This is a genomic window from Mycobacterium sp. NGS22, from assembly GCF_059813095.1.
The window spans coordinates 46,121-68,244 of the sequence record NZ_JCALDY010000014.1 but is presented as its reverse complement, the minus strand read 5'-3'; the positions used below and the strand labels follow the sequence as shown (position 1 = coordinate 68,244).

General features: G+C 65.2%; 25 protein-coding genes. 8 read left to right on the top strand and 17 right to left on the bottom strand.

Going from position 1 to position 22,124, the window contains the following annotated elements:
* The first annotated feature begins 11 nt into the window (after nt 1–11).
* Nucleotides 12–1,463 carry a protein adenylyltransferase SelO gene (locus AC5Y47_RS15285; RefSeq protein WP_499944847.1) on the top strand — a complete coding sequence of 484 codons (1,452 nt, stop codon included), beginning with the start codon at nt 12–14 and terminating at the stop codon, nt 1,461–1,463.
* 2 nt (nt 1,464–1,465) lie between these two features.
* On the opposite strand, the gene AC5Y47_RS15280 is transcribed toward AC5Y47_RS15285, so the two are convergent.
* Nucleotides 1,466–1,954, bottom strand: coding sequence for a pyridoxamine 5'-phosphate oxidase family protein (locus AC5Y47_RS15280; protein WP_499944846.1), 489 nt, complete (start codon nt 1,952–1,954; stop codon nt 1,466–1,468).
* 75 nt (nt 1,955–2,029) lie between these two features.
* On the opposite strand from AC5Y47_RS15280, the gene AC5Y47_RS15275 reads away from it, so the two are divergent.
* Nucleotides 2,030–2,473, top strand: a complete 444-nt coding sequence (locus AC5Y47_RS15275) for a GAF domain-containing protein (protein WP_499944845.1) — start codon at nt 2,030–2,032, stop codon at nt 2,471–2,473.
* A gap of 3 nt (nt 2,474–2,476) precedes the next feature.
* On the opposite strand, the gene AC5Y47_RS15270 is transcribed toward AC5Y47_RS15275, so the two are convergent.
* The 5 genes from AC5Y47_RS15270 to AC5Y47_RS15250 form a co-directional block, all read right to left on the bottom strand.
* Nucleotides 2,477–2,881 (bottom strand): VOC family protein, encoded by a 405-nt coding sequence (locus AC5Y47_RS15270; RefSeq protein ID WP_499944844.1) that lies wholly within the window; start codon nt 2,879–2,881, stop codon nt 2,477–2,479.
* Nucleotides 2,882–2,895: 14 nt separating this feature from the next.
* Complete coding sequence (locus AC5Y47_RS15265) at nt 2,896–3,822, bottom strand: DUF808 domain-containing protein (protein ID WP_499944843.1); 927 nt, start codon at nt 3,820–3,822, stop codon at nt 2,896–2,898.
* Nucleotides 3,823–3,877: 55 nt separating this feature from the next.
* Nucleotides 3,878–4,867, bottom strand: a complete 990-nt coding sequence (locus tag AC5Y47_RS15260; RefSeq protein ID WP_499944842.1) for a tocopherol cyclase family protein — start codon at nt 4,865–4,867, stop codon at nt 3,878–3,880.
* 55 nt (nt 4,868–4,922) lie between these two features.
* Nucleotides 4,923–5,252, bottom strand: a complete 330-nt coding sequence (locus AC5Y47_RS15255) for a hypothetical protein (protein ID WP_499944841.1) — start codon at nt 5,250–5,252, stop codon at nt 4,923–4,925.
* Between the two features lie 322 nt (nt 5,253–5,574).
* Nucleotides 5,575–6,204: a TetR/AcrR family transcriptional regulator gene (locus tag AC5Y47_RS15250; protein WP_499944840.1), complete on the bottom strand. Its 630-nt coding sequence runs from the start codon at nt 6,202–6,204 to the stop codon at nt 5,575–5,577.
* 92 nt (nt 6,205–6,296) lie between these two features.
* On the opposite strand from AC5Y47_RS15250, the gene AC5Y47_RS15245 reads away from it, so the two are divergent.
* Nucleotides 6,297–7,346 carry an aromatic ring-hydroxylating dioxygenase subunit alpha gene (locus AC5Y47_RS15245; protein WP_499944839.1) on the top strand — a complete coding sequence of 350 codons (1,050 nt, stop codon included), beginning with the start codon at nt 6,297–6,299 and terminating at the stop codon, nt 7,344–7,346.
* Nucleotides 7,343–8,416, top strand: a complete 1,074-nt coding sequence (locus AC5Y47_RS15240; RefSeq protein WP_499944837.1) for an NAD(P)H-dependent amine dehydrogenase family protein — start codon at nt 7,343–7,345, stop codon at nt 8,414–8,416. Before AC5Y47_RS15245 ends, AC5Y47_RS15240 begins: the two co-directional genes overlap by 4 nt.
* Here the strand turns inward: AC5Y47_RS15240 and AC5Y47_RS15235 are convergent.
* Nucleotides 8,406–9,008, bottom strand: a complete 603-nt coding sequence (locus AC5Y47_RS15235; RefSeq protein ID WP_499944836.1) for a TetR/AcrR family transcriptional regulator — start codon at nt 9,006–9,008, stop codon at nt 8,406–8,408. The genes AC5Y47_RS15240 and AC5Y47_RS15235 overlap by 11 nt on opposite strands.
* An 86-nt stretch (nt 9,009–9,094) precedes the next feature.
* On the opposite strand from AC5Y47_RS15235, the gene AC5Y47_RS15230 reads away from it, so the two are divergent.
* A complete protein-coding gene (locus AC5Y47_RS15230) occupies nt 9,095–10,267 on the top strand; it encodes an aromatic ring-hydroxylating oxygenase subunit alpha (protein WP_499944835.1) in 1,173 nt (390 codons plus the stop codon).
* 85 nt (nt 10,268–10,352) lie between these two features.
* On the opposite strand, the gene AC5Y47_RS15225 is transcribed toward AC5Y47_RS15230, so the two are convergent.
* Genes AC5Y47_RS15225 through AC5Y47_RS15215 form a run of 3 tightly spaced genes read right to left on the bottom strand, consistent with a single transcriptional unit; the run spans nt 10,353 to nt 12,646 of the window.
* Nucleotides 10,353–11,384, bottom strand: coding sequence for a TIGR03617 family F420-dependent LLM class oxidoreductase (locus AC5Y47_RS15225; RefSeq protein ID WP_499944834.1), 1,032 nt, complete (start codon nt 11,382–11,384; stop codon nt 10,353–10,355).
* A 57-nt stretch (nt 11,385–11,441) separates the two neighbouring features.
* Nucleotides 11,442–11,735 carry a hypothetical protein gene (locus AC5Y47_RS15220; protein WP_499944833.1) on the bottom strand — a complete coding sequence of 98 codons (294 nt, stop codon included), beginning with the start codon at nt 11,733–11,735 and terminating at the stop codon, nt 11,442–11,444.
* A gap of 8 nt (nt 11,736–11,743) precedes the next feature.
* Nucleotides 11,744–12,646 carry an oxygenase MpaB family protein gene (locus AC5Y47_RS15215; protein WP_499944832.1) on the bottom strand — a complete coding sequence of 301 codons (903 nt, stop codon included), beginning with the start codon at nt 12,644–12,646 and terminating at the stop codon, nt 11,744–11,746.
* 114 nt (nt 12,647–12,760) lie between these two features.
* On the opposite strand from AC5Y47_RS15215, the gene AC5Y47_RS15210 reads away from it, so the two are divergent.
* Nucleotides 12,761–12,985, top strand: coding sequence for a hypothetical protein (locus AC5Y47_RS15210; RefSeq protein WP_499944831.1), 225 nt, complete (start codon nt 12,761–12,763; stop codon nt 12,983–12,985).
* Between the two features lie 27 nt (nt 12,986–13,012).
* Here the strand turns inward: AC5Y47_RS15210 and AC5Y47_RS15205 are convergent, their stop codons facing one another.
* From AC5Y47_RS15205 to AC5Y47_RS15185, 5 genes are all read right to left on the bottom strand, one after another.
* Entirely contained in the window at nt 13,013–13,846 is an 834-nt protein-coding gene (locus AC5Y47_RS15205) for a lytic transglycosylase domain-containing protein (RefSeq protein ID WP_499944830.1), read from the bottom strand.
* A gap of 145 nt (nt 13,847–13,991) precedes the next feature.
* Nucleotides 13,992–14,480 (bottom strand): LppP/LprE family lipoprotein, encoded by a 489-nt coding sequence (locus AC5Y47_RS15200; RefSeq protein WP_499944829.1) that lies wholly within the window; start codon nt 14,478–14,480, stop codon nt 13,992–13,994.
* Nucleotides 14,481–14,596: 116 nt separating this feature from the next.
* Nucleotides 14,597–15,049: a universal stress protein gene (locus tag AC5Y47_RS15195; RefSeq protein ID WP_499944828.1), complete on the bottom strand. Its 453-nt coding sequence runs from the start codon at nt 15,047–15,049 to the stop codon at nt 14,597–14,599.
* A 76-nt stretch (nt 15,050–15,125) separates the two neighbouring features.
* A complete protein-coding gene (locus AC5Y47_RS15190; RefSeq protein WP_499944827.1) occupies nt 15,126–16,319 on the bottom strand; it encodes a cytochrome P450 in 1,194 nt (397 codons plus the stop codon).
* Between the two features lie 3 nt (nt 16,320–16,322).
* On the bottom strand, nt 16,323–17,108 hold the full coding sequence (locus AC5Y47_RS15185) for a spirocyclase AveC family protein (protein ID WP_499944826.1): 786 nt from the start codon (nt 17,106–17,108) through the stop codon (nt 16,323–16,325).
* Between the two features lie 200 nt (nt 17,109–17,308).
* Between AC5Y47_RS15185 and AC5Y47_RS15180 the strand changes: the two genes are divergently transcribed.
* Complete coding sequence (locus AC5Y47_RS15180; protein ID WP_499944825.1) at nt 17,309–17,974, top strand: TetR/AcrR family transcriptional regulator; 666 nt, start codon at nt 17,309–17,311, stop codon at nt 17,972–17,974.
* Between the two features lie 11 nt (nt 17,975–17,985).
* On the opposite strand, the gene AC5Y47_RS15175 is transcribed toward AC5Y47_RS15180, so the two are convergent.
* Nucleotides 17,986–20,118: a hypothetical protein gene (locus tag AC5Y47_RS15175; protein WP_499944824.1), complete on the bottom strand. Its 2,133-nt coding sequence runs from the start codon at nt 20,116–20,118 to the stop codon at nt 17,986–17,988.
* Nucleotides 20,119–20,222: 104 nt separating this feature from the next.
* The gene (locus AC5Y47_RS15170) at nt 20,223–20,825 is read right to left on the bottom strand and encodes a TetR/AcrR family transcriptional regulator (RefSeq protein WP_499944823.1); all 603 of its coding nucleotides are present in this window, start codon (nt 20,823–20,825) and stop codon (nt 20,223–20,225) included.
* 96 nt (nt 20,826–20,921) lie between these two features.
* Here AC5Y47_RS15170 and AC5Y47_RS15165 point away from each other — a divergent pair, with 96 nt between their 5' ends.
* On the top strand, nt 20,922–22,088 hold the full coding sequence (locus AC5Y47_RS15165) for a spirocyclase AveC family protein (RefSeq protein ID WP_499944822.1): 1,167 nt from the start codon (nt 20,922–20,924) through the stop codon (nt 22,086–22,088).
* Nucleotides 22,089–22,124 lie beyond the last annotated feature (36 nt).

Genomic DNA, 22,124 nt, shown 5'->3' with positions numbered 1-22,124 from the left:
GGCTGAACCAAGTGGCTGTTGCACCGGATACGACCATCGCCCTTCAGGACGGCTTTTTTCGGGAGCTTCCTGAACTGGCGGTCCCCTGGCATGCCCAGGTGCCGCCCGAAGCCCGATTGTTGGTGCTCAACGAGCCATTAGCCGCCGAGTTGGGGCTGGACGCAACGTGGTTGCGCAGCGCAGCGGGTATGCGCTTTCTGGCCGGAAACTCGGTTCCCAAGGGCGCCACCCCGGTCGCTCAGGCCTATGCCGGGCACCAGTTCGGCGGCTACGTGCCCCGCCTCGGCGACGGGCGCGCGCTGCTGCTCGGCGAACTCGTCGACAACGACGGGCGACTGCGCGACATCCACCTGAAGGGGTCGGGCCGCACGCCGTTCGCCCGCGGCGGTGACGGCCTGGCCGCGGTGGGCCCGATGTTGCGCGAATACATCATCAGCGAAGCCATGCACGCGCTGGGTATCCCGACCACCCGATCCCTGGCAGTGCTGGCCACCGGGCAGCCGGTCGCGCGCGAGACGATGCTGCCGGGGGCGCTGCTCGTCCGTGTCGCCAGCAGCCACCTGCGGGTCGGTAGCTTCCAATATGCCTCTGCCAGTGGGGATCTCGGTTTGTTACGACGGCTGGCCGACTATGCCATCTCCCGTCACCATCCGGCGGCGGCGCAGGCCGAGAACCCGTACCTGGCGTTGTTCGAAGCAGTGGTCGCAGTGCAGGCATCGCTGGTGGCGCGGTGGATGCTGGTCGGGTTCATCCACGGGGTGATGAACACCGACAACGTGACGATCTCGGGCGAGACGATCGACTACGGACCGTGCGCCTTCATGGAGGCCTACGACCCCGACACCGTATTCAGTTCGATCGATGCCTGGGGACGTTATGCCTACGGGAACCAGCCGACGATCGCCGCCTGGAATCTCGCCCGTTTCGCCGAGGCACTGCTGCCGTTGATCGCCGACGATGTCAACGAGGCAGTCCCGTTGGTGGAGGAGGCATTTGACGGCTTCCATCAACACCACAGCGCGTGGCTCTCGGGTATGAGCGCCAAGCTGGGCTTAGCCGCCGGCGTCGAAGCCGCCCGGCCACTGATCGATGAGTTGCTGCCCCTGTTGCAGGAAAGCCACGTCGACTTCACGTCGTTCTTCCGTCACCTGAGCGCAGCAGGCGACGACCACATGCCGGCACGCGACCTGTTCGTCGACCCCGCCCAGTTCGACGCGTGGGCGTCGCGATGGCGAGCGCTGGGACCGGATTTCGAGTTGATGAACCGGGTCAACCCGATCTACATCCCGCGTAACCACCTCGTCGAGGAGGCGCTGACCGCGGCGACATCAGGTGACCTCGATCCGCTGAACGGGCTCCTCGACGCCGTCAGCGCCCCTTACACGCCGCGGCCGGGGCTGGATCGCTACGCCTCACCGGCCCCGGTCGATTTCGGGGTCTACCGGACCTTCTGCGGTACCTGAGTCTATTTGCGTTCGGGCAACTTGTGATTGTCCCAACTGATCAACCGGTCGGGCTCGAAGACGACCCATCGTGCCGAACGCCCGACAGCGGTCTGCGGATACCGGATTCGCTCTTCGTTCTGCGGCTCGCCGTGTCCGCCAGCGTATTTCGAACCCATCTGCCAGCGGACCTCTTCCAGATGGGGGTCGGCGTCTTCGGCTTCGGCATCTTCCAATACCGTTGCCGTGCCCTGGAACATCGCGCCGACGAGCTCGGGGAAGCGCTCGTTGCGATCGACCAGAACGGTGCAGATCGGGCTGCGCCGCAGATTGGCGATCTTTTGGCCGCGGCCGAAGAAGTACACCCGACCGGCGGCCCAGGCGAACCACAGCGGCGTGACGTTGATCCGTTGCCCCGGCCCCACCGTGGCGATCCGCATGTTCCATGAAGTCGTCATCAGCTCGTCCAGTTCCTCGGCCGTCAGGCCGAGTGCAGCGGGGATCCGCGCCATCGAGGGCCTCCTTCGATCGGTGTTCTCTGCAAGCAGGATCTCAGCCTGCTCCGAGCATCGCGCAAGATGGTGGCCATGACCGCCGTGTACCGCGCGCCGATGCGATCTCGCTGCGACGACATCGACGTGAGCGCAACCATCGAACGCGCCCGTCGGCTCGGTGTCTGCGGGTTCGGCCGGCTGGTGCGCGGTGCAGGTGAGGAGGAACGGCTGGCCCGGCGGATCGCGAGGTTCGCCGAGGTGCCCGACGGCTCATTCGTATGGACCCGCGACACCGACGGGTTGTTCTGGCTGGGACGGCTCTGCGGCCCCTACTTCGTCGACTCCGACGACGCAGCCGCCGCGGTCGACCTGGTGCATGTGCGGCCCTGCGAGTGGTCGAGCCGCCCACTGACGGAACCGCAGGTGCCCGCCGCGGTGATCGAGACATACCGTCGCGGCGGACGCAACTTTCAGCAGACTCATCACCCGTCGGTTGATGTTGCGACACAACGCATTTGGGACAGTACTAGCCGCTGACCACTACTTGGTGATCAGGACCTCGCCTTCCAGTCCGTCGGGGTCGCGGAAGAACAGGCTGCGCACGGAACCGAAGTCGTTGACGTTGCCGTCGCTGGCGCCGCGCTCCATCAGCCGCCGGCGGATCGCTTCGAAGGCTTCCGGCGACGCCGCCTGCAGGCCGAAGTGGTCGAGCCGGCCACGACCCCACATCGGTGTCTGACGGTCAGCCTCCGAATTGCCTTCGATCGTCACCACATTGAGTTCGGTGTGCGGACCGATGCGGATCATGGTCATCGTCTCGTCGCCCTTTTCGCCGTGCGGCTTGGTGGGTCCGACCTCGGCTTCGAATACCTCGATGTAGAACTCGCGCAGTCGGCCGATATCGCGGGAGATCAGCGCGATGTGGTTGATCCCGTCCAGCAGCACGGGCGCTCCTCCGGTTACGACGGCCGGCGCCGCCGGGCGAATTTGAAAAGGTGCACCACGACCACCACCACTGCACCGACGGCAATCCCGAGTACCGCCGACGCTGCGGTGTTGGTCAGCCACGCGAGCACGCCGCCGACGGACTCGACGAGGTGATGGACCTTGTCCTCGAGATGGTGCACGAAACCGTACGGCGCCTCCCAGCCGAGATTGTGGCTACCCAGCAGGAGAATGTGGCCGCCTACCCACAGCATCGCGACGGTACCCACCGTGGAGAGCACGGAGAGCAACCTCGGCATACCGGCAACCAGACCCAGGCCGATCCGGCGTCCGACCCGCGACCGGGTTTGAGTGAGGCGCAGACCGATGTCGTCCATCTTGACGATCACGGCGACGACACCGTACACCGCGGCGGTGATCACCAGCGCAACGACGATCAGGATGACCAGGCGCGGTACGAACCCCTGTCTGGCCACCTCGTTCAGCGCGATCACCATGATTTCGGCGGACAGGATGAAGTCGGTCCGGATCGCCGAGGACACCATCTCGTCTTCGCTCTGCGGCGCTTGGGACTGCCCCTGGTGACCCTGGAGCGCACCCCAAACCTTTTCGGCGCCTTCGTAACACAGGTAGGTAGCGCCCAGCATCAGGATCGGGAACACCAGCCACGGCACGAACTGACTCAATAGCAACGCGCCGGGCAGGATGAACAACAGCTTGTTGCGCAGCGAACCGAGGGCGATGCGCTTGATGATCGGCAGTTCGCGCTCGGCGGCGATGCCGTGCACATATTGCGGTGTCACCGCGGTGTCGTCGATGACGACTCCGGCAGCTTTGGCGGTCGCACGGCCGGCGGCGGCACTGATGTCGTCGACCGAGGCGGCGGCCAGGCGCGCCAAAGCCGCGACATCGTCCAGCAGGCCGAACAGCCCCGCGCTCATCGCGTCTCCGCCATCCCGATTGAGGTTACCGTCTCAGCAAGCACGAATGGACTTCTCAGGCCGGTCGACTGCCGATCTCCAGACCCGCCAGCTCCGAAGTGCCCTCGAAGATGGTCCGACCCCAATCTCGGACCGTGCAGCGCAGCGTGCCGGCGAGGTATTCGTAGTCGGTGTCGATATTTCGGCGCTCGGCCGGCAACGGCACCGGCAGCACGTGCGGGCCATCTCCGACGCCCCGACCGTCGAGTTCGACATGATAGCGGGCGGTCCGCGCCTCGATCTGCCACCGCAGGTCGGTGCCGGAGTAGGACACCAATGCCGGTGGCGTGATGCGTAGCACTCGATCCCCAAGTCGCACAACGACTCCGGTGACGTCGCGCTTGAACGGGCCCAGCTCCAGCAGGCCTCCGGAGAACGCCACGCACACGTCGGCGTCGCCGAAGTCGTGCGCCTGACCCCACCACCAACGCAGCGGGAAGCCCGCTCCCCAATTGCGCTCGCAGTACAGATTGGCGTCGGTGAATGTCCATTGCTCGTCGCCACTGGTCACCGTGCCCGACGCCTTGCCGCCCAGCCGGTAGGGGTGCCAGTACTGGTTGAGGAAGGGGACGGACGAGAACACTCCGCCGCCGCCGAAAGGTTTGGGCCAACGGAATTCGTCGTCGAATTTCATGTCGACCTGGCTGTCGCCGATCACCATCCGGAGCCGATCGCGGCTCGCGTCGACCAGGTCGCCGCCGTCCTCTGCCTTCACCGAGAACTCGGTGCGGTCGGCGCGGACTCCGTCGATCGCGGCCGAGCGCACCACACCGCCGGGGTGCAGCGCTATCGCAGCGGTGGACCATTCACCCTCGGGATGCCGGTTTTCGCTACACAGCGCGACCACCACTCGACCCTCCGCCGGATCGGAGATCCGCCAGAACCAACCCTCCATCTCGGTGCCGTGCGAGGGCAGCGGATCCCCGAAGGGCACGTCAGCCCCGGTGCGGCGATAGGTCGAGACGAGTTGCCGGCCAGCGTTCAACACAGTTCCCACGACGTCCATTCAGTTTTGGTACCCACCGGTTATCGGGATGAACCTGTCCGGGGGGCCGGATTGATCACATTGCGGGTGGCGGTGTGGCGGTCACGCTGGCGTGACGCTCGGCGTGCTGGGCCACGCTGGCGTGACGCTCGGCGCGCTGGGCCACGCTGGCGTGACGCTCGGCGCGCTGGGCTGGCGTCGAGTGTGCGGCTGCGCACACACTCGCGAGGTGCTCGCTCGTCGGTGTGGTGGTCACGCTAGCGTGACGCTCGGCGTGCTGGGCCACGCTGGCGTGACGCTCGGCGTGCTGGGCCACGCTGGCGTGACGCTCGGCGCGCTGGGCTGGCGTCGAGTGTGCGGCTGCGCGCACACTCGCGAGGTGCTGGCTCGTCCGTGTGGTGGTCACGCTAGCGTGACGCTCGGCGTTCGCCGCCACGCTGGCGTGACGCTCGGCGTGCTCGAGCGAGTTGAGGCAGTTAACGCACACACCTTTTGCCACGGCCGTCCTGCAAAACCCGACCCCGCGGCATGAACAGGTATCCGAGGCTTTCGACTGTGAAGTCAGGGATTTCAGAGTGAACTCAGGGCTTTCAGAGTGAACTCAGGGTGCGATCTGGTCCATTTTCCCGCCCACGCTTCACGCGCAACGCCCACGCTTCACGCGCAACGCCCAGCATTCACGCGCAACGCCCAGCATTCACGCGCAACGCCAACGCCTAAGACCCAGTTCACGTCCGGGCGGATTCGCCGAGGTAGGCGACGATGGCATTGGTGAGTCCGCGGCGTGCCTCGTCGAGATCGGCGTAGCTGCCGAGCTGGCGTTCCGAGGCCAGGCCGCGCATCGCCCCCGGGATCAGCGTGGCGATCTCGCGCACCCGTTGCGGATCGACCCGCAAATCGGCGAACGCCTTCTGACAGGTGGCGTGCCAACTTCGGCCCCAGGAACGCAGTTCGGCCGCGGTGCGCGGATACAGCCGATCCAGCTCACTGGGTTCCCGCGGCAACGCCGCACGCAGGTTTTCGATGGCCCGGGAGTCGGGTGCGGTCAGCCCGTCGTAGAGGGTGTCGATGATCTCCGACACCCGCGCCTGCAGCGAAGCCCCCGTGTCGGGATTGGCGAACAGGCTGGCGCGGCGCTGCGCGGTGTGATGCAGCACCGCCGCCCAGAACCCGTCGGCGTCGCCGAACTGGTACTGCACGGTGCCCCAGGTCACCCCGATCTGCTTGGCGATGCGGTTGGCCGAGACAGCTCCCGGATCGCCCGACGCCAGGGCGGTCAGCGCCGCCTGCAGCATCGCTTCGCGGGTGGCCAGACCGCGCCTGTTGGATCTGCGACCCGCACTGTCCGCCACCGCCATTTGCGCATCTTAACGCCGAAATACGGGTTTCGTTGACTCCTTTATGAATCTTCCATAGAGTACTTCAGGACCGGATCGAGAGGACCCCGCGCATGGCGAAGCCGCCGCTGTCGATGAAGCCGACCGGATGGTTCCAGGTTGCGTGGACCGACGAGATCGGCGTCGGGGATGTCTACTCGATGAAGTACTTCGACCAGGAGATGGTCGCCTGGCGCGCCGAATCGGGTCAGCTGACCGTGATGAACGCTTATTGCGAGCATCTCGGGGCGCACCTCGGTTACGGCGGCACGGTGGTGGGCGAGGTGTTGCAGTGCCCGTTCCACGGCTGGCAGTGGAGCCAGGAGGGACGCAACGTCTGCATCCCCTATCAGGACCGACCCAACCGGGGCCGGCGGGTGCGCACCTATCCGGTGGTCGAGCGCAACGAGTCGGTGTACATCTGGCACGACATCGAAGGTCGCGCACCGTTTTTCGACGCACCCGACGTCTTCGCCAGCTTCGAGGACGACAGCAGTCCCGACGACTATTACCCGCAGCAACGACTATTCCGCCAGAATCTCGAGTTGCATCCGCAGTACGTACTGGAGAACGGGGTCGACTTCGCCCACTTCAAATACGTGCACAGCACCCCGATCGTGCCGATCTTCACCCGCCACGACTTCGACGACCCGGTGTCCTACGTCGACTTCACCATCACGTTCGAAGGTGACGACCAGCAGCGCATCGAGGACGTGAAGAGCGGAGTGGAGGCGATCAACGGCGGGCTGGGCATCGCGGTGACCAAGAGTTGGGGAATGGTTGACAATCGCACCATCTCCGCCGTCACTCCCGTCGATGAACGGACCTCCGACGTGCGGTTCATGGTCTACATCGGCCGCGTTCCGGGGCGGACGGGACTCGACGCCGAGCGTGCCGAGCGCAAGGCCCTCGGGTTCGGTGAAGAAGTGATTCGCCAATTCACCCAAGACGTGCATATCTGGTCACACCAGCGCTATTCCGATCCGCCCGCGCTGGCAACGGCGGAATACGAAGGGTTCACCGCAATCCGCAAGTGGGCCAAGAAGTTCTATCCCGACGGCAAGGGCGGCAGTGCCGCCGAGCTGGCCGCGTCGAAACCGAGGTCCGGAGAGGTAAGGCTATGACTGTCAAGGTGTTCCAGGTCGCGACCGGCAACGTCGGATCGGAGATGATCAAGCGCATCGCCACCCAGCCTGACCTCGAACTCATTGGCGTGCACTGCTATTCGCCGGAGAAGGTCGGCAAGGACGTCGGGGAACTGGTCGGCTTGCCCGCCAACGGAGTCAAAGCGACCGGCAGCGTCGACGAGATCATCGCCGCCAGACCCGATGTGCTGACCTTCCATGGGGTGTTTCCGGACGAGGACCTCTACGTCAAAGTCCTCGAGGCCGGGATCGACATCGTCACCACCGCCGACTGGATCACCGGTTGGCACCGCGACCGTAACCACCCGCACCACTCCGGCAAGCCGGTCACCCAACTGCTGACCGAAGCGTGCGAGAAGGGCGGGTCGACGTTCTACGGGACGGGCATGAACCCCGGCGTCAACCAGATCCTGGGCGTGGTGTGCTCGGCCGATGTCGCCGAGATCGAGAACGTCACCACCATCGAGTCCGTCGACGTGTCCTGCCATCACTCCAAGGACACCTGGATCGAGGTGGGATACGGCCTGCCCGTGGATGATCCGTCGATCCCGTCCAAGCTGGAGAAGTACACCCGCGTGTTCGCCGACAGCGTGCTGATGATGGCCGACTGCTTCGACATCACGCTCGACGAGGTGAAGTTCGATTACGAACTGGGCGCCTGCACCAAGGACGTCGACCTCGGTTGGTACACCCTGCCGAAGGGCTCGCTGGGCGGCAACTACATCAAGTACCAGGGGATGGTGGACGGCGTGCCGCGGGTGGAAACGCACCTGGAGTGGCAGATGACGCCGCACACCGACCCGAGCTGGGATATCAAGGGCTGCTACATCACTCAGATCAAGGGCGACCCGTGCATCTACAACAAGCACATGATCTTCCCGAAGCCCGGCGTGGATCTGTCCAACCCGGACAATTTCGCCTCCATCGGCATGACGGTTACCGGTCTGCCCGCGCTGAACTCGATCAAGTCGGTCGTGGCCGCTCCCCCGGGCCTGATCACCAGCGCCGACCTGCCGCTGCGCGCGTTCGCCGGACGCTTCAAGATCTAGCGTGGGCCCGCACCGCGGGCGCCACCCACTCGCGCAGATAGCGTCGTAGCGCGGCCCCGGTCCGCCTCGGCCGGCCGGGGTCGAGGATCAGCGACTGCAGGATCCGCAACATGAACTCGACCAGTTCGTCGAGCTTGCGATCGGCGAATCCGGCTGTCGCCCAGTCGATGTCGAATCGCTGCAGAATCGATCGACCGAACCCGATCGCGACGTCGGAAGTCACGCCCGTCGCGAACGCGCCGGGTTTGCCGGGCTGCATGACCAAGCTGAGATACCGGTCATGCGGCAGTTGTTCGAAGGTGTAGGCGATGCCCTCCACCACTGCGTCCGTCGGGTCGTTGACGTCGCGCAGGTCCTCGGCAAGCCGATCGAGGAAACTTTCGACCGCCGACATCGCGGTGGCCGTCAGCAGCGCCTCCTGGGTCGGGAAGTACCGGTACACCGTCTGGCGGGTGACGCCGAGCGCCTGGGAGACCGCCGAGACGTTGACCCCACCCGACTGCTCGATCGCGGTCCTGGCCGCTGCGACGATGCGGCGCACCGCATCCTCGTCGTCGACCGGCATGTCACCCGACCAGCCGTGCCTGCGCATCCGTCGATGATTCCACAGTTCGAGCTTGACAATACAAACAAATCACCCTGTATGGTCAAGTGCGCAGCCCCTTCCAGGAGATCCCGATGACAGCCACCTTGAACGTGCCGGTCGGCAGCCACGACGAAGCCCTGACCCTGCGTGCCCTGCGACACGCGCTCGACAAGACCACCGACATGGCCGAGCGTGAACTCCGCGTGCCGCTGCACTACTACCGCGACCCGAAGCTCACCGAACTCGAGGAGTCACAGATCCTGCGCCGGGTACCCCTGGCGATCGTGCCCTCGGCGCAACTGCCGCAACGCAACGACTTCGTGGTCCGCTCGGTGCTGGGCGATTCGCTGCTGGTGACCCGTGACCGCACCGGGACGAGTCACGTCTTCCTCAACTACTGCCGCCATCGCGGGGCCAAACCAGCCTGCGGTTCCGGAAACGCCTCACGGTTCGTGTGTCCGTATCACGCGTGGACCTACAAGAACACCGGCGAGCTGTTCATGGTGCCGGGCAGGACCGGATTCGACTCGATGAACTTCGCCGACTACGGTCTGGTCGAATTGCCCTCCGAGGAGCGCCACGGTTTCGTTTGGGCGGTACTCACAGCCGGCGAAAACATTGATGTCGCAGCCCATCTGGGATCGCTGGGCGGCGAACTGGAGTCGATGAACTACTCTTCGTTCGGGTACCACACCGAGCGTGAATTCGTCTCCGAGGTGTCCTGGAAAGGTGCGTTGGAGGCCTTCGCCGAGGGATATCACTTCCCGTTCGTGCACGGCGAGAGCCTGATCGGGCAGAACACCCTGGCCAACACCTCGGTCTACGACGAGTTCGGCAGGCACCACCGGATCGGTTTCCCGTTCACCTGGATCACCAACGTGCACAACGACGCTGCCGCCGCCCGCGACCCGCTGTCGAACATGGGCGTGATTTTCTGGGTGTATCCGAATCTGATCCTGGCCAACAGCCCGGTGGGCGTCGAGATCATCGACATCCTGCCGGCCGGCGACCCCACCCGGTGCACGGTGCGGCACAGCTGGATGGGACGCGTCCCGGCGACCAACGACGAGATGCGGACCAACTACGACGCGATCTACGAGGCCGTCCACGCCGCAGTCCGTGACGAGGACTTCGCGATGCTGCCCCAGTGTGGTGAAGGCGTGCGCCATGCCCAGCACGACCATATGATCATCGGCCGCAACGAGATTGGCGTACAGCACATGATCCGCGTCTTCGCCGACGAACTCGGGGTTGCGCTGCAGTAGTTGCGTCACGTCGGTCAACGCCGGGACCGCGATGCGGGTCCTGACTGCGCTCGCGGGCCGTGTGCGACCTGCCACCGGTCACGAGCTACGGTTGTTCGCGGCGACGCTCGGCACCGTGCAGCCCACGCACCAGCTCGGCGAGGTCGTCGTCGGTGGGCGCATAACCCGGAAAATAACAGCAGACGTCGGAAGCCATTGCACCAAAACGATTCTCGATCTCGGCAACACACTGTTCCGGGCTGCCGACGATGCCGATGGTACGCACCATCTCCTCGGTGATCAGCGCCCGCATGGCGGGGTAGTCACCCGTCTTGGACAAGGCATTCAGGCGTGGTTGCAGATCTTCCCAGCCCTCGACCTCGAGCACCGGGCGGTAGTTGGGCGTCGACCCGTAGAACGCGATCAGCGTCGACACCCCTTGGATTGCGGCGGCCAGTTGCGCTTCGTTGCTGCCGACGGCGACCATGGCCTGCGCGATCACCTGCAGGTCGGCTCGCGAGCGCCCGGATGCGCTGAGACCGTCGGCGAGTGCGGGCTCGGTCCGCTGCGCCAGGTGGCGCGCACTGTTGAACGGCATCACCAGCAGTCCGTCGGCCACTTCGGCGGCCTTGCGGGTCATCACCGGTCCGAGGGCGCCCATCAGCACCGGCGGGGGGCCGTACGGGTTGGGGCCGGGGTTGAAGTTGGGCGGCATCAACGTGTGGGTGTAGAACTCGCCCCGAAACTTCAACGGCGCCTGACCTTCCCAGGCCGCGAAGATCGCTTTGAGCGCGGCCACCTGCTCGGCCATCCGGCTTGCCGGTCTGCCCCATTGCGCACCGTAGCGCTTCTCGATGTGCACCCTGATCTGCGAGCCCAGTCCGAGCCGAAAGCGGCCGCGGCTGTAGACCTGCAGATCGTAGGCGGAGTGCGCGAGATGCATCGGGCTGCGCGGCCCGCCGATCGCCACGTTGGTCATCAGTTCCAGGTCGCTCTCGCCCGCTGCGACGACCAGCGGGAAGAACACGTCGTGGGGTCCCTCGAAGGTGAACAGGCCGTCGGCTCCCAGTTCGGCGATTTGCCGCACGCTGTCCCGCACCTTGTCCGGTGCGCCTTCGACTTGCAGATGTACTTTCACCTGATACCGCACTCCTTGCGATCGAGACCGTCGCAAGTATGGCTGCCCGCGGTGCCGTCAGCGCGTCGGGCAGGCGTTCGCCAGCTGAATCGAGGCCGGCCAGAACAGGGTCACCACCCCGAAGGCCACGATGTTGGCGTCGACCGGCAGCACCGTGGCCAGCCGTGTCTCGATTCGCTCGACCTGGCTCTCGTGCAGGAATGCCCACACCAGGCCGATGCACAGATAGGGAAGCGCCAGCCACACCGCGACTTCGATCAGCGCCGCGATGCTGACCCGGCGCTCCAGGAGTCGCCGCAGCCCGTTCAGACCGCGCTCGACTCGGTCGATACCGCCGTTGGGTTCCGTCATCGGTGTCCTCAGATCAACGGGCGCCCGCGCCGAACGCGGTGGCGTACGTCGGCGAGCAGCACGTGACTGCCACCCTGCCGGATGAACGGCGGCAGAAAGCGGTTGACGAAAGCCACCAGCAGGAACAGCATTTCGAAGCGGCGCTGCTTGGCCTCACTCCACGACACCCCGAGGGCCTCACGGAAGACCGGCGCCAGGAACCCGGCCGTCAGAAACTTCAGCAAATGACGAAACGGCAACCGCAACAACGGGTTGATCATCCGCAGCTCGATCAGGTCGTGCAGATAAGCGCCTACCGTCTCGTCGATCTCGACTTGCGCGCAGGCATCAATCCAGTAGTCGTCGAACGCTTTCCGAGTCGGTGGCCATTGCTCTTCGAGTACTTGCAGGGTGGTGCCCAATGGCCACGCGGAGCGGTAGAACTGTTCGGCCTGCTCGGCGTTCATCGGCCCGCGCAGCAGTTGATAGGTGTCTTCCAACCCGACGAACAAGCACGCGGCCACCCACAGCTGCAGGTTGCGGTCGAAGGCGTTGTAGCGGACCGGGCTGTCGGGCGCGGACCTGACGTGCCGGTGCGCGCCGTCGACGGCGTCGCGGAATGCGGCCCGGTCCCGCTCGTTTCCGAACACGGCGACGGCCAGGTATTGAAACGTGGTGCGGGCCCGTTTCCAGGGGTGCTTGAGCAGGTTGCCGGAGTCGACCTTGGATTCCACCACGCCGTAACCCACGCCGGGCCGCGACAGCTGCATGATCACATTTGCCGCGCCGGCCGCGAACGACCAGAAGTCCATCGCATGGCGCACGTCGACTGGTGCGTCGGTCCAGCGCGCCGTTTGCCGGGTGACCTGGATGCGGGTGCGCTCGAGGGTCAACGCCGGACGGCGAACCGACGGCTCTGGCGAAACAGTCATTAACTCAACCCTAGCTTTCATCGCGTCAAACCCGCGCTCAGCAGGTATCGCCAGATTCTCACAACCGACCGTGCTGGGCAACGATTGTGCGGAATTGCAGTTAACATAACGGTGATGCTCACCAAACTTCGCAACCTGCTCGATTACCGGATGACCATCGCCGAACTGATCGGCCTCGCGGTGATCGTGGGCGTCCCGTATTTCATCGTGGGGCTCGTCTGGTCGTTGACGCACACCACGCATCTGCACCGATTGCACGGCGCCGACCTGGTGGTGTCATTTCTGGGTTCCATCGTGTCGTGGCCGGTGCTGGTGTTTTCCAATGTGTGCATGACCTGAGTGCGCTGGACGACAGCGCAGACGTGGCTACTGGGGGTGTGAAGCCAGATAGTCCGCGACCGGAATGCGTTCGGACGCGGCGTAACCGACCGGCAGCAACACGTCGCCCGAGGTGGTCAGATAGTAGACATCCCAACGGTGATAGGCCGCGAATGCCGCCGGATCGCCGCCGATCGCCGCGGCGTAATCGTTGACCGCTCCGACATAGTGGCTCGAATGGTTGTAGCTGTAGATGGCGCCGTCGCGGTTGCCGGCGAACCCGTTTGCCGCGAGCATGCGCCCAGCCGCCATGATGCTGTCGCGTGGTGAGCGGATGTCGCCACCCTCGCCGTAGCTGGCGAACGTCGACGGCAGGAACTGCATCGGCCCCTGGGCGCCGGCAGTGCTCACCCCGGAGATGCGACCGAACGCGGTCTCGACCATATTGATCGCCGCCAGGTAGTTCCAGCCGACGCCGCTGGCCGCCTCGGCGGCACGGTAGTAACCCAGCAGCTCGCCGGTGGAAGCCGGCGCATCTATCCGCCACGCGGGCAGCGTGGGCTTCGCCTCGCCCGCGTTCAGCGCCTGCAGGTGGTGGCGGGCGTCGACATTGAGGTCGTAGGTCGCGGTGAGCGACGCCGGAATGATCGGGCGCACGGTCGACTCCCACTCCGGGTGGCGCCCGATGGCGCGGTAGGCGGCCTGTTGGCGCAGTGCGGCGGCCTGCAGAACGGCCTCCGACGACGACGGGTCGCGCAGCGCCTGCTCGTCGGCCACCAGATCCCGGGCCAGCAGCGCGGGGTCGGAGGCCAGTGCCGGCGCCGCGGGCCGCGGTGCGGCGTTTGCCGGTTGCGGCCCGACCAACAGTCCCAGGCCGGCCATGCCCGCCAATAGCATTGCAGCACAACGGGTTACGCTGGCTCTCAGGACCGAACCGGGAGACGGGCGTCGGCGGTTACGGCGTGGCTGTGCAACGTGCATGGGATACATCTTGTCCGCCGCGCACCATTTGTCCAAGCGTCCGGCGTCACCAGGTCGGTTCGGCGTCCAGCGCGACGACGCGGCTGCCCTGCCACTGGTAGCGCGTGGTGGTGATCGGGCCGGGGCATGCGGTGCAGACGTTGCGGCCGTCTTTGTAGTCCAGGGCGACCGTGTCGTCGGTGGTCTTGGCGGTGTTCAACGACGTGAACGGGAATGCCTTCGCGGTGGCGACACCGGCGAACGCACCCTTGTGGAACAGCAGGGCGAGGTCAGGCGAGCTTCCCGTGGCGCCCAGGACGGTGATGATCACCGTCGACAGCGTGGTGCAGGGGTTGTAGTTGCTGCTCGGGTCGAAGCTGTGGGTGTTGGTATCCCAGGCCGAGTTGTCCGGTAGCACCGGCAGCGATTTGACCGCCGTCTGAATCTCCGGCGCAGCAAGATTGACCCCGCATGTCGGTTCGGCGTAGGCGGGCGCGGTCAGTGGATTGAGCACGCTGAGAGCGGCGGCAAGCATGGCCAGGACAACCATTCGCATCGAAACATTGCCTCCCTGTTGGCTGCCATTCATCGTCGCCCTGCCTTCTGCCGGCGGGTAGGACTGTGGCGACATTGTTTCGAAGAAGTGACCCTATGGGTCCCCGGGAATTGACCTCAGTCTTCGGTCTCCACCACCAGCACCTCGGTCTGCGCGCGCTTGGAGACGGCTTTGGACACCGAACCGACGACACGCCCGACCAGCGAATTGGCCCCGACGTCGCCCACCACGATCAAGTCGGCCTTCGAGTCGTCGGCCAGTTCCAGCAGCGCATCCACCGGCGCCCCTTCGACGGCGCGTTCCTCGACGTCGGTGGCGCCGGCGTCGCGCGCCCGGTCAGCGGCTTTGCGAAGCAAGTCGTACACCGGCGCGTTGCCCTGGGTGCGGTACTTCTCGTCGCGCGCCTGGTCGGGATCCGGACCGCCGCCGCGGTCGTCGTCGTCCACGAACGCCGACGCCACGATCAGCTTGGCACCCGATTCGGCGGCGATCTTCGCGGCGCGATCGACGGCGCGAAGGGACGTGTCGGATCCGTCGGTACCTACCAGCACGACTTTGTAATCGCTCATTGCATACCTCCCGAAGGTGTGACCGTTGGCTAACCAATCGCGGGAGAAACGAAACAAGTTCGTTCCCACGACTCGGTCAAGTCGTCCTGATCGGCAGTCGCGCCCATCCCCGCACACTGGACGTCCGGGCCCGAATTGCGTTGTCGTAGTCGACTTCCCAGTCTGTCCACCGCTTCAGGACCTCTTCGAAAGCGACCCGCCCCTCAAGACGTGCCAGTGCCGAACCGAGGCAGAAATGCAGTCCCTGCCCGAAACTGAGATGACCACCCTTGCGGTGGATGTCGTAGCGGTCGGGTTCGACGAATTTCGTCTCGTCGCGGTTGGCGGACCCGTTGAGCAGCAGCATGTACGACCCTTCGGTGACGGTCTGCCCGTACAACTCGACGTCGGCGGCGACGTAACGTGCCTGCACCGGGGAAGGCGGCTCGTAGCGCAGGGTCTCCTCCACCGCGCCGGGGATCAACGAGGGATCGGCGACCAATTCGTGGCGTTGTGCTGGATGCTCGCCCAGCAGCTGACCCATGAATCCGATCAGCCGGGCGGTGGTTTCGTTGCCGGCGCCGGCGATCATCGCGGTGTAGGCGAGGACTTCGGTCCGGTCGAGTCGGCGCCGGGATCCGTCTTGTTCCTCCACCTCGGCGTTGAGCAGTTCGGTCATCAAATCGTCGGACGGGTGCTGGGCGCGCCACTCGATGTACTCGGCGAACAGCGCGATCGAATCCTGAAAGATGGTGGCGCTGATGTCGCCTTGCTCGGCGCCGACGGTGATGCTCTTGTCGTTGCGGTCGCGGATCTCCTGCTGCCCCTCCTCCGGGATGCCCAACAGGTAGCCGATGGTGCGCATCGGCATGATCGCGCCGAGATCGGCGACGAAGTCGAAGCCGTCCAGGTCGCGCAGCGGATCCAATGCGCGCGAGCATGATTCACGCACCAGGTCTTCGACGGCCAGCATCCGGCGCGGGGTGAACACCCTGGACAGCAGCTTTCGGTGCAGATCGTGCAGCGGCGGATCCTCGAACAGCAGGATGCCCGGCGGTACCTCGAGGCCGCTGAACAAGATGTCGGCGGTGGTGCCCCGTCCCGACCGGTAGGTTTGCCAATCATGCAGTGCCGGAGCCACATCCTGGTAGCGGCTCAGCGCGTAGAAGTTGTACCTGTCGTTGAAATACAGCGGCGCTTCCGCGCGCATCCGCTTCCACACCGGGTACGGATCGTCGTCGATGTCATAGTCGAACGGGTCGTAGTAAAGCTGCGTGGTTTGTTGACTCATGGCTCACTTGGGTTGATTGGGTACGCCGGGGAACAGCTGCTCGTCGGGTCCCGAGGTCACATAGCCGTTCAGCATGGTTATCAGATGGGGCGCAAAGACCGCGCCGTAGAGCAGGTTTCCGATCAGGACGACGGCGCCGATGGACAGCAGTGACGACTTGACCCGGCTCTTCGTCTTCGACTCCGCCCACATCTCGATGACGTTGCGCCCGAAGGAATCCGTGCGTCCGAGCAGATAAGCGAAGACCATCATCTGTACGCCCAGGGCGATGGAATCGTAGATCGGGTACTGGTGCTTGGTGCCTTCGAACACCGCAAGCCCGGGGATCACGTAGGCGTAGTGGAAGACACCCAACCGGGCGCCCAGGAACGCGTTGAAGGCAAACGCCCAACAGAAGCCGACCACGAAGCCGGTGCCGAGGAGCGCAAACGGCCGGCGCCAACCGAACCGCGCGGCCGCCCGTTGCCCAAGCGCCGCGCCGATCACGGCGGGCAAGCAGAAATACCCGATGTAACCCAGCGGCACGGACGACGGCAGCCCACCCCAGGTCATGTTCAGCGGCCACCACGACGGCATCCGCGGCAGCGCCGGCGGGAACTGCGCATACATCGCCCAGTCGTAGGGCGCCTCGATCCAGGAGAACGAGATCGCCGAGATACACAGCAGAAGCAGCGGGTGCAACCGGCGTTGGCGGACGCTCAAATACACACCCGCAGCGGTAAACGCGATACCGCTTCCCCAGCCGAAGATGACCGCTCCGGTGAGCAGCGGCGTCAGTTCGCCGCTCACTGGACCGGCTCGTCCCGGCCGCCGCCACGCGCTTCGGGATCGAAGTAATAGACCAGTCCGAAAATCAGGACGATCAACCCGAACAGCGTGCCGAGCATGATGACTGCGCCCACGTCCGCGCCCCTTCGTCAGGGAACAATCCGACGTTGAATAGTGCACACTATTCTAAGTGGAAGGTCAAGGGACTATCGTGGGAAATCGTGTCCCCGCGACCGGCGCCCAAGAAGAAGCCGGCGGCCGAAGCGTCCGTTCAACCGCTCCGGCGGCCACGAGGCGAGCCCCGCAGGTTGCTGCTCGACGCCGCCCGTGAGCTGTTCGGGCGCCAGGACTACCGCAGCACCACCACGCGTGAGATCGCCGAGGCCGCCGAAGTCAGCGAATACCTGCTCTTCCGCAACTTCGGATCCAAGGCCGGGTTGTTCCGGGAAGCGCTCGTCGTTCCGTTCACGAACTTCGTCGACGAATTCGGGCGGACGTGGCAATCGATCATCCCGGAGGAGACCGAGGAAGAGGAATTGGCACGCCTTTTCGTCGGACAGCTCTACGACGTGCTGGTGGAACATCGCGGACTGCTGCTGACGCTGTTGGCCTCGGAAAGTTTCAGTCGAGACGAGATCGCCGGCACCGGGATGGACGACATCCGCAGGGCGCTCGCGGTGCTCGGCGGGATCAGCGCAGAAGGCATGCAGTTACGCGGTTTTCGCTCGAGCCAGCCCGACCTGCCCGCGCACTCCACGGTGGCGATGATCGTCGGCATGGTCGCGTTGCGGTCGACCTACTTCGGCGAGAGACAACCTTCCCGGGAAGCCATCGTCGACGAACTCGTCCAGGCGACTCTGCACGGGTTCCTGCACCGCAACGACTGACCTCGAACCTGCTACGCGGGCTCCTCGGCCGGCCCGTCGCACCGCGGAAGCCGGTGCAGCGCGCCCGGCCCCTCCCCCGTCGTCCGCAGGATGCGCTGTCCGTCCGCGGTGGTGGCGACGCTGATCTGCAGATCGTCGCCCGCCGCGTTGTCCGGGGTGACGAAAAGCTCCAACTCACCGGAATCCGCGAACAGGATCGCGTCGTCGTTGGACAGCTTCCAGGGCTGGCCATCGCTGGGCCACCGGCCTCCGACCACCCGGATCTCCTCGCGGTCGCTGTCGTGTTCGTCGGACTTGATATTGACGCAATCGACCCAGAGCTTCGCCGGGACCGGACGGAAGTAGACCGCGAGGCGCTGACGATTCAGATTGGCGTCCACCGGGATTCCGAGCGGGGGCAGCAACGTCCCCTCCGGGCGGTCGTTCAGCGACTTCTTGACCTGGCGCGACCCCAGTCCGGCGCCGAACCAGTCGATGGTCAGCAACGTGCCGATGTACTGCACGATCGCCAGCGTCAGCACGCTTCCGGCGCTGGCGCCCACCCCCGCCCCCACGGCCCACGTCACGGGCAGCGCGAGCAGACCGACCACGGCCGCCGCGCCGGCCGCCGTCGCGGCCTTGCCGGCCAACGTCAGCCCGAATTCCGCGTTCACCTCGGGCTCGGGCGGATTCTGCGTCGGACGCACTCCGACCGTGCGGGGCAGCGCCTCGAACTGGTCGCTGACGTGCTTGACTATCGCCTCGTAGTCCTGCTCGTCGAGTTCACCGGCGCGCTTCTTGTCGCCGGCTGCGCTCAACGAACGCTCGAGAGCCTCGACGGTTTCCAGGTCGGCGTAGTGGGCCTCGCTGGGGTCGGGATCGCGCGGTATGTCGTCGAGACCCATTTCGTAGGTGACCTTGAAATTCGCCTTGAAATCGTAGAGCTTCGTGTCCGCGCTGACGGTGCCGTCGATGACCAACCGGCCTTCTTCAGTGCGCGGCAGGATATCGGCGGCAATGGCGTCCAGGCAGCGATCGTCGCCGCCGATGTTGACGGTCTTGGGACCGTTGAGCACACAGGGCACCTCGGCCACGAAGTCGCTTTCCTCCAGGCCGAAGTTCTTCATCACGGTGTCCCGGACCTGGCGCAGGATGCTCCACCCGGTGACGGCCAATCCTGCTTTCTCACGCGGGTTTTCGGCCAGTATCGACGCGGGCAACTCTTCGCCCGTCGGCAACTCGCGCAGCGTCTTGAGCTGGATCACCAGCGACTCGTGGGTGTCCTCCCCGATCTCGAAACGCTGCACGACGGCGTCGAGGTCTTTGAAGGTGGAGTCGTCCTGCGCGTCCGGGTCGATGTCGACCGGTGTGGGCATGATGTTCACGATGCCGCCCTCGCCCTCCTCGGCGAGTTTGGGACGCACGGCATCGGCGATTTGCGCGGCCAGGGAGTCGAGCACCCGGGTCCGCAATTCGTCGTCGGAAGTAGTGGGGTGCTGCACTCGCTCCAGGTTGACCAGCAGTTGCCCGGCAATGCTGTGCGTGATCCAGTACGCCTCGGCATAGTCGAGTTCCCAGCTGACCCGCGGGTCTTGGCCGGCGAAGACGGTATGACCATCCTCGCGGCGCTCGAGGTGTGAGCCGAACAGACGGCCGGTGTATTCGTCCGGCGGCGGACCGGCCACCAGGACGGGAGCGTCCTGCTCGGTCAGGTTCAGCACCACCGTCTGCTTGCCCGGTTCGATTTCGTGCGGCTCGAGTTGATCGTGCACCGTCAACCGTCCGAACAACGGAATCTCGTTGTAGGCGATTTCGCGCGACTCACCCTCGCGCGGGCCGTCCGGGATGGTGACCGTCGCCGGTGGCAGTTGCACCAGCGGGATGCAGGTCACCGAGTCGATGACGATCTTCGAATCGAAGATTGCCAAGTCGATCGCGAAGTGCCGCAACGGGTCTCGGGTTTCGCCGTCGATCTCTTCCTGCCACGGCCGCTCGTGCGAATCGAGGATGAACCAGACGCGGTCCAGCGTGAGGTCCAGCGTGGCCGTCGCGGAGTAGCCGGTGCCGTCGACGGACTCGGTGTACTTGTCACCGCCGACCATCTCGGCGGTCTGATCCTGGACGCGTTCACGATGGATTTCGATGATCGTGTCAGGGCGCTGCATGTCGACCTCTCAATACGTGCCGGCGGTGAGGGTGGTTTGCGGTTCTAGTACCCACATCGACCCGTATTGAGTCGTGTCCCGAGTCCGGGACGCACTGCCGGAGGTCAGGGCAGCTTGATCACCGACACGTACATCTCCAGCATCGGCCGGAACAGGTCGACGTCGTCGAGTTGAGTGCCCAGCATCACCGAGTCCGTGGTGGCCACCAGGATGTGCGCGAACGTCAACGGCGGAATCAGCAACGCTCCCCCGAGCCGGTCGATGCCCTCCACGACGAATTTGCCCAGCGCCTCCACGACCTCCGCACGTTTGGCGGACACCCGCTCGCGCGCTTCGGCGTTGCGCAGCAGATAGAGCGTGAACTCGTGCCCGAGCGCGGCGTGCTCGGCGCCGCGGTCGCGGCTCAGCTGCCGCCAGCGATCGGCGATCTCGTCGAGTTCGCGGGCACCGATGTGCGTCGCGGTCGACATCACCTCGGCGAAGTTGTCGAAATAGCGCCGCCAATAGCGGTCGCTGACCGCCAGGAACAGATCTTCCTTGGTGGCGAAGTGCTTGTAGATGGCGCCCTTGGTGTATCCGGCAGCGTAGGCGATGTCGTCGAGAGTTGCTGCGGTGAAGCCCTTTTCGGCGAAGACATCCTCGGCGGCATCCAGCAGCAGCGAGCGGGTGTGTTCGAGTCGTCGCTCCCGCGTCCAGCGCTCCGGCATGCGGCCGATTGTGCCACAGGGATCTGAGAAGCTCATTGTTCATCCAGATACTCGTTGGTATATTGCCGAAGGTCAGTCACCAAGGGGGACTTCATCGTGAGCAAACCGCTCAGGCAGCAGGAGCGGCCGGTCGTCACCGAGTCAGCCGGCAAGGTGGCCGGCCTCGGTGCGCAAAATCCGTCCCAGCGGGTGCGGATCTGGGCCGTTGCCGGCGGCGCGGTGCTTGCCCTGCAGGTCTATGTGTGGATTCGGTGGATCACCGGCCCCTACTTCCAGCGCGTCCCGGCCGGGCCGACGGAGCCGCCGCTGTTCATGAAGGTGCCGCTGATGGCGAACGCGATCGTGCTCTGGGCCGGTCTGCCGTTTGCCGTGTGGTGGTTCATCGTCAGACCGTGGCGGCGCGAGCGCCGTATCACGCTCGACGGCATGCTGTTCGCCTCGATGGGGCTGATGTTCTTCCAGGATCCGCTGCTCAACTACTTCAACACCTGGTGCACCTACAACACCTGGCTGTTCAACCGCGGGTCGTGGTCGTCGCACATACCGGGCTGGATGTCACCGGAGGAACCGGGCCGTCAGGTCGCCGAACCATTGTTGACCAATGCGCCGGGTTACGCATACGGGGTGCTGCTGATCACCATCCTCGGGTGTTGGGTGATGCGCAAAGTCAAGGCGCGGTGGCCGAACATCAGCAACATCCGATTGATCGGCGTCACATACCTTTTCACCTTCGTCCTGGATTTCGTGATGGAGGGTTGCCTGCTGCTGCCGACCGGCCTGTTCACCTATCCCGGTGCGATGCGGGCAGTTTCGATCAACGCCGGCCACTACTATCAATGGCCGGTCTACGAGGGGCTGATGTGGGGTGGCGTCCAGGCGGGGCTGTGCTGTCTGCGCTACTTCACCGACGACCGCGGCCGTACCGTCGTCGAACGCGGAATCGACCAACTGCGAGGCGGATTCGCGGCACGCGAGTTCACCCGTTTCCTGGCCATCTTCGCCGCGGTCAGCGCGTGCTTTTTCTTCTTCTACAACGTTCCCGCGCAGTGGATGGGCCTGCACGCCGACCCGTGGCCGCAGGACGTGCTGAAGCGCTCGTACTTTCTCGGCGGAACGTGCGGCGACGGGACGACCCAACCCTGCCCCGACCCTGCGCTGCCGATGCCCCGCAAGGGCTCCGGCTACGTGAATAACGAAGGCAGGCTGGTCCTTCCACCCGGCGTAGAGCTGCCCAAGACGGTCCCGGTCGAACGGGGTAAGTGAGTTTGACTATCCAGGAGTCTGTTTCGTGAGTGAACT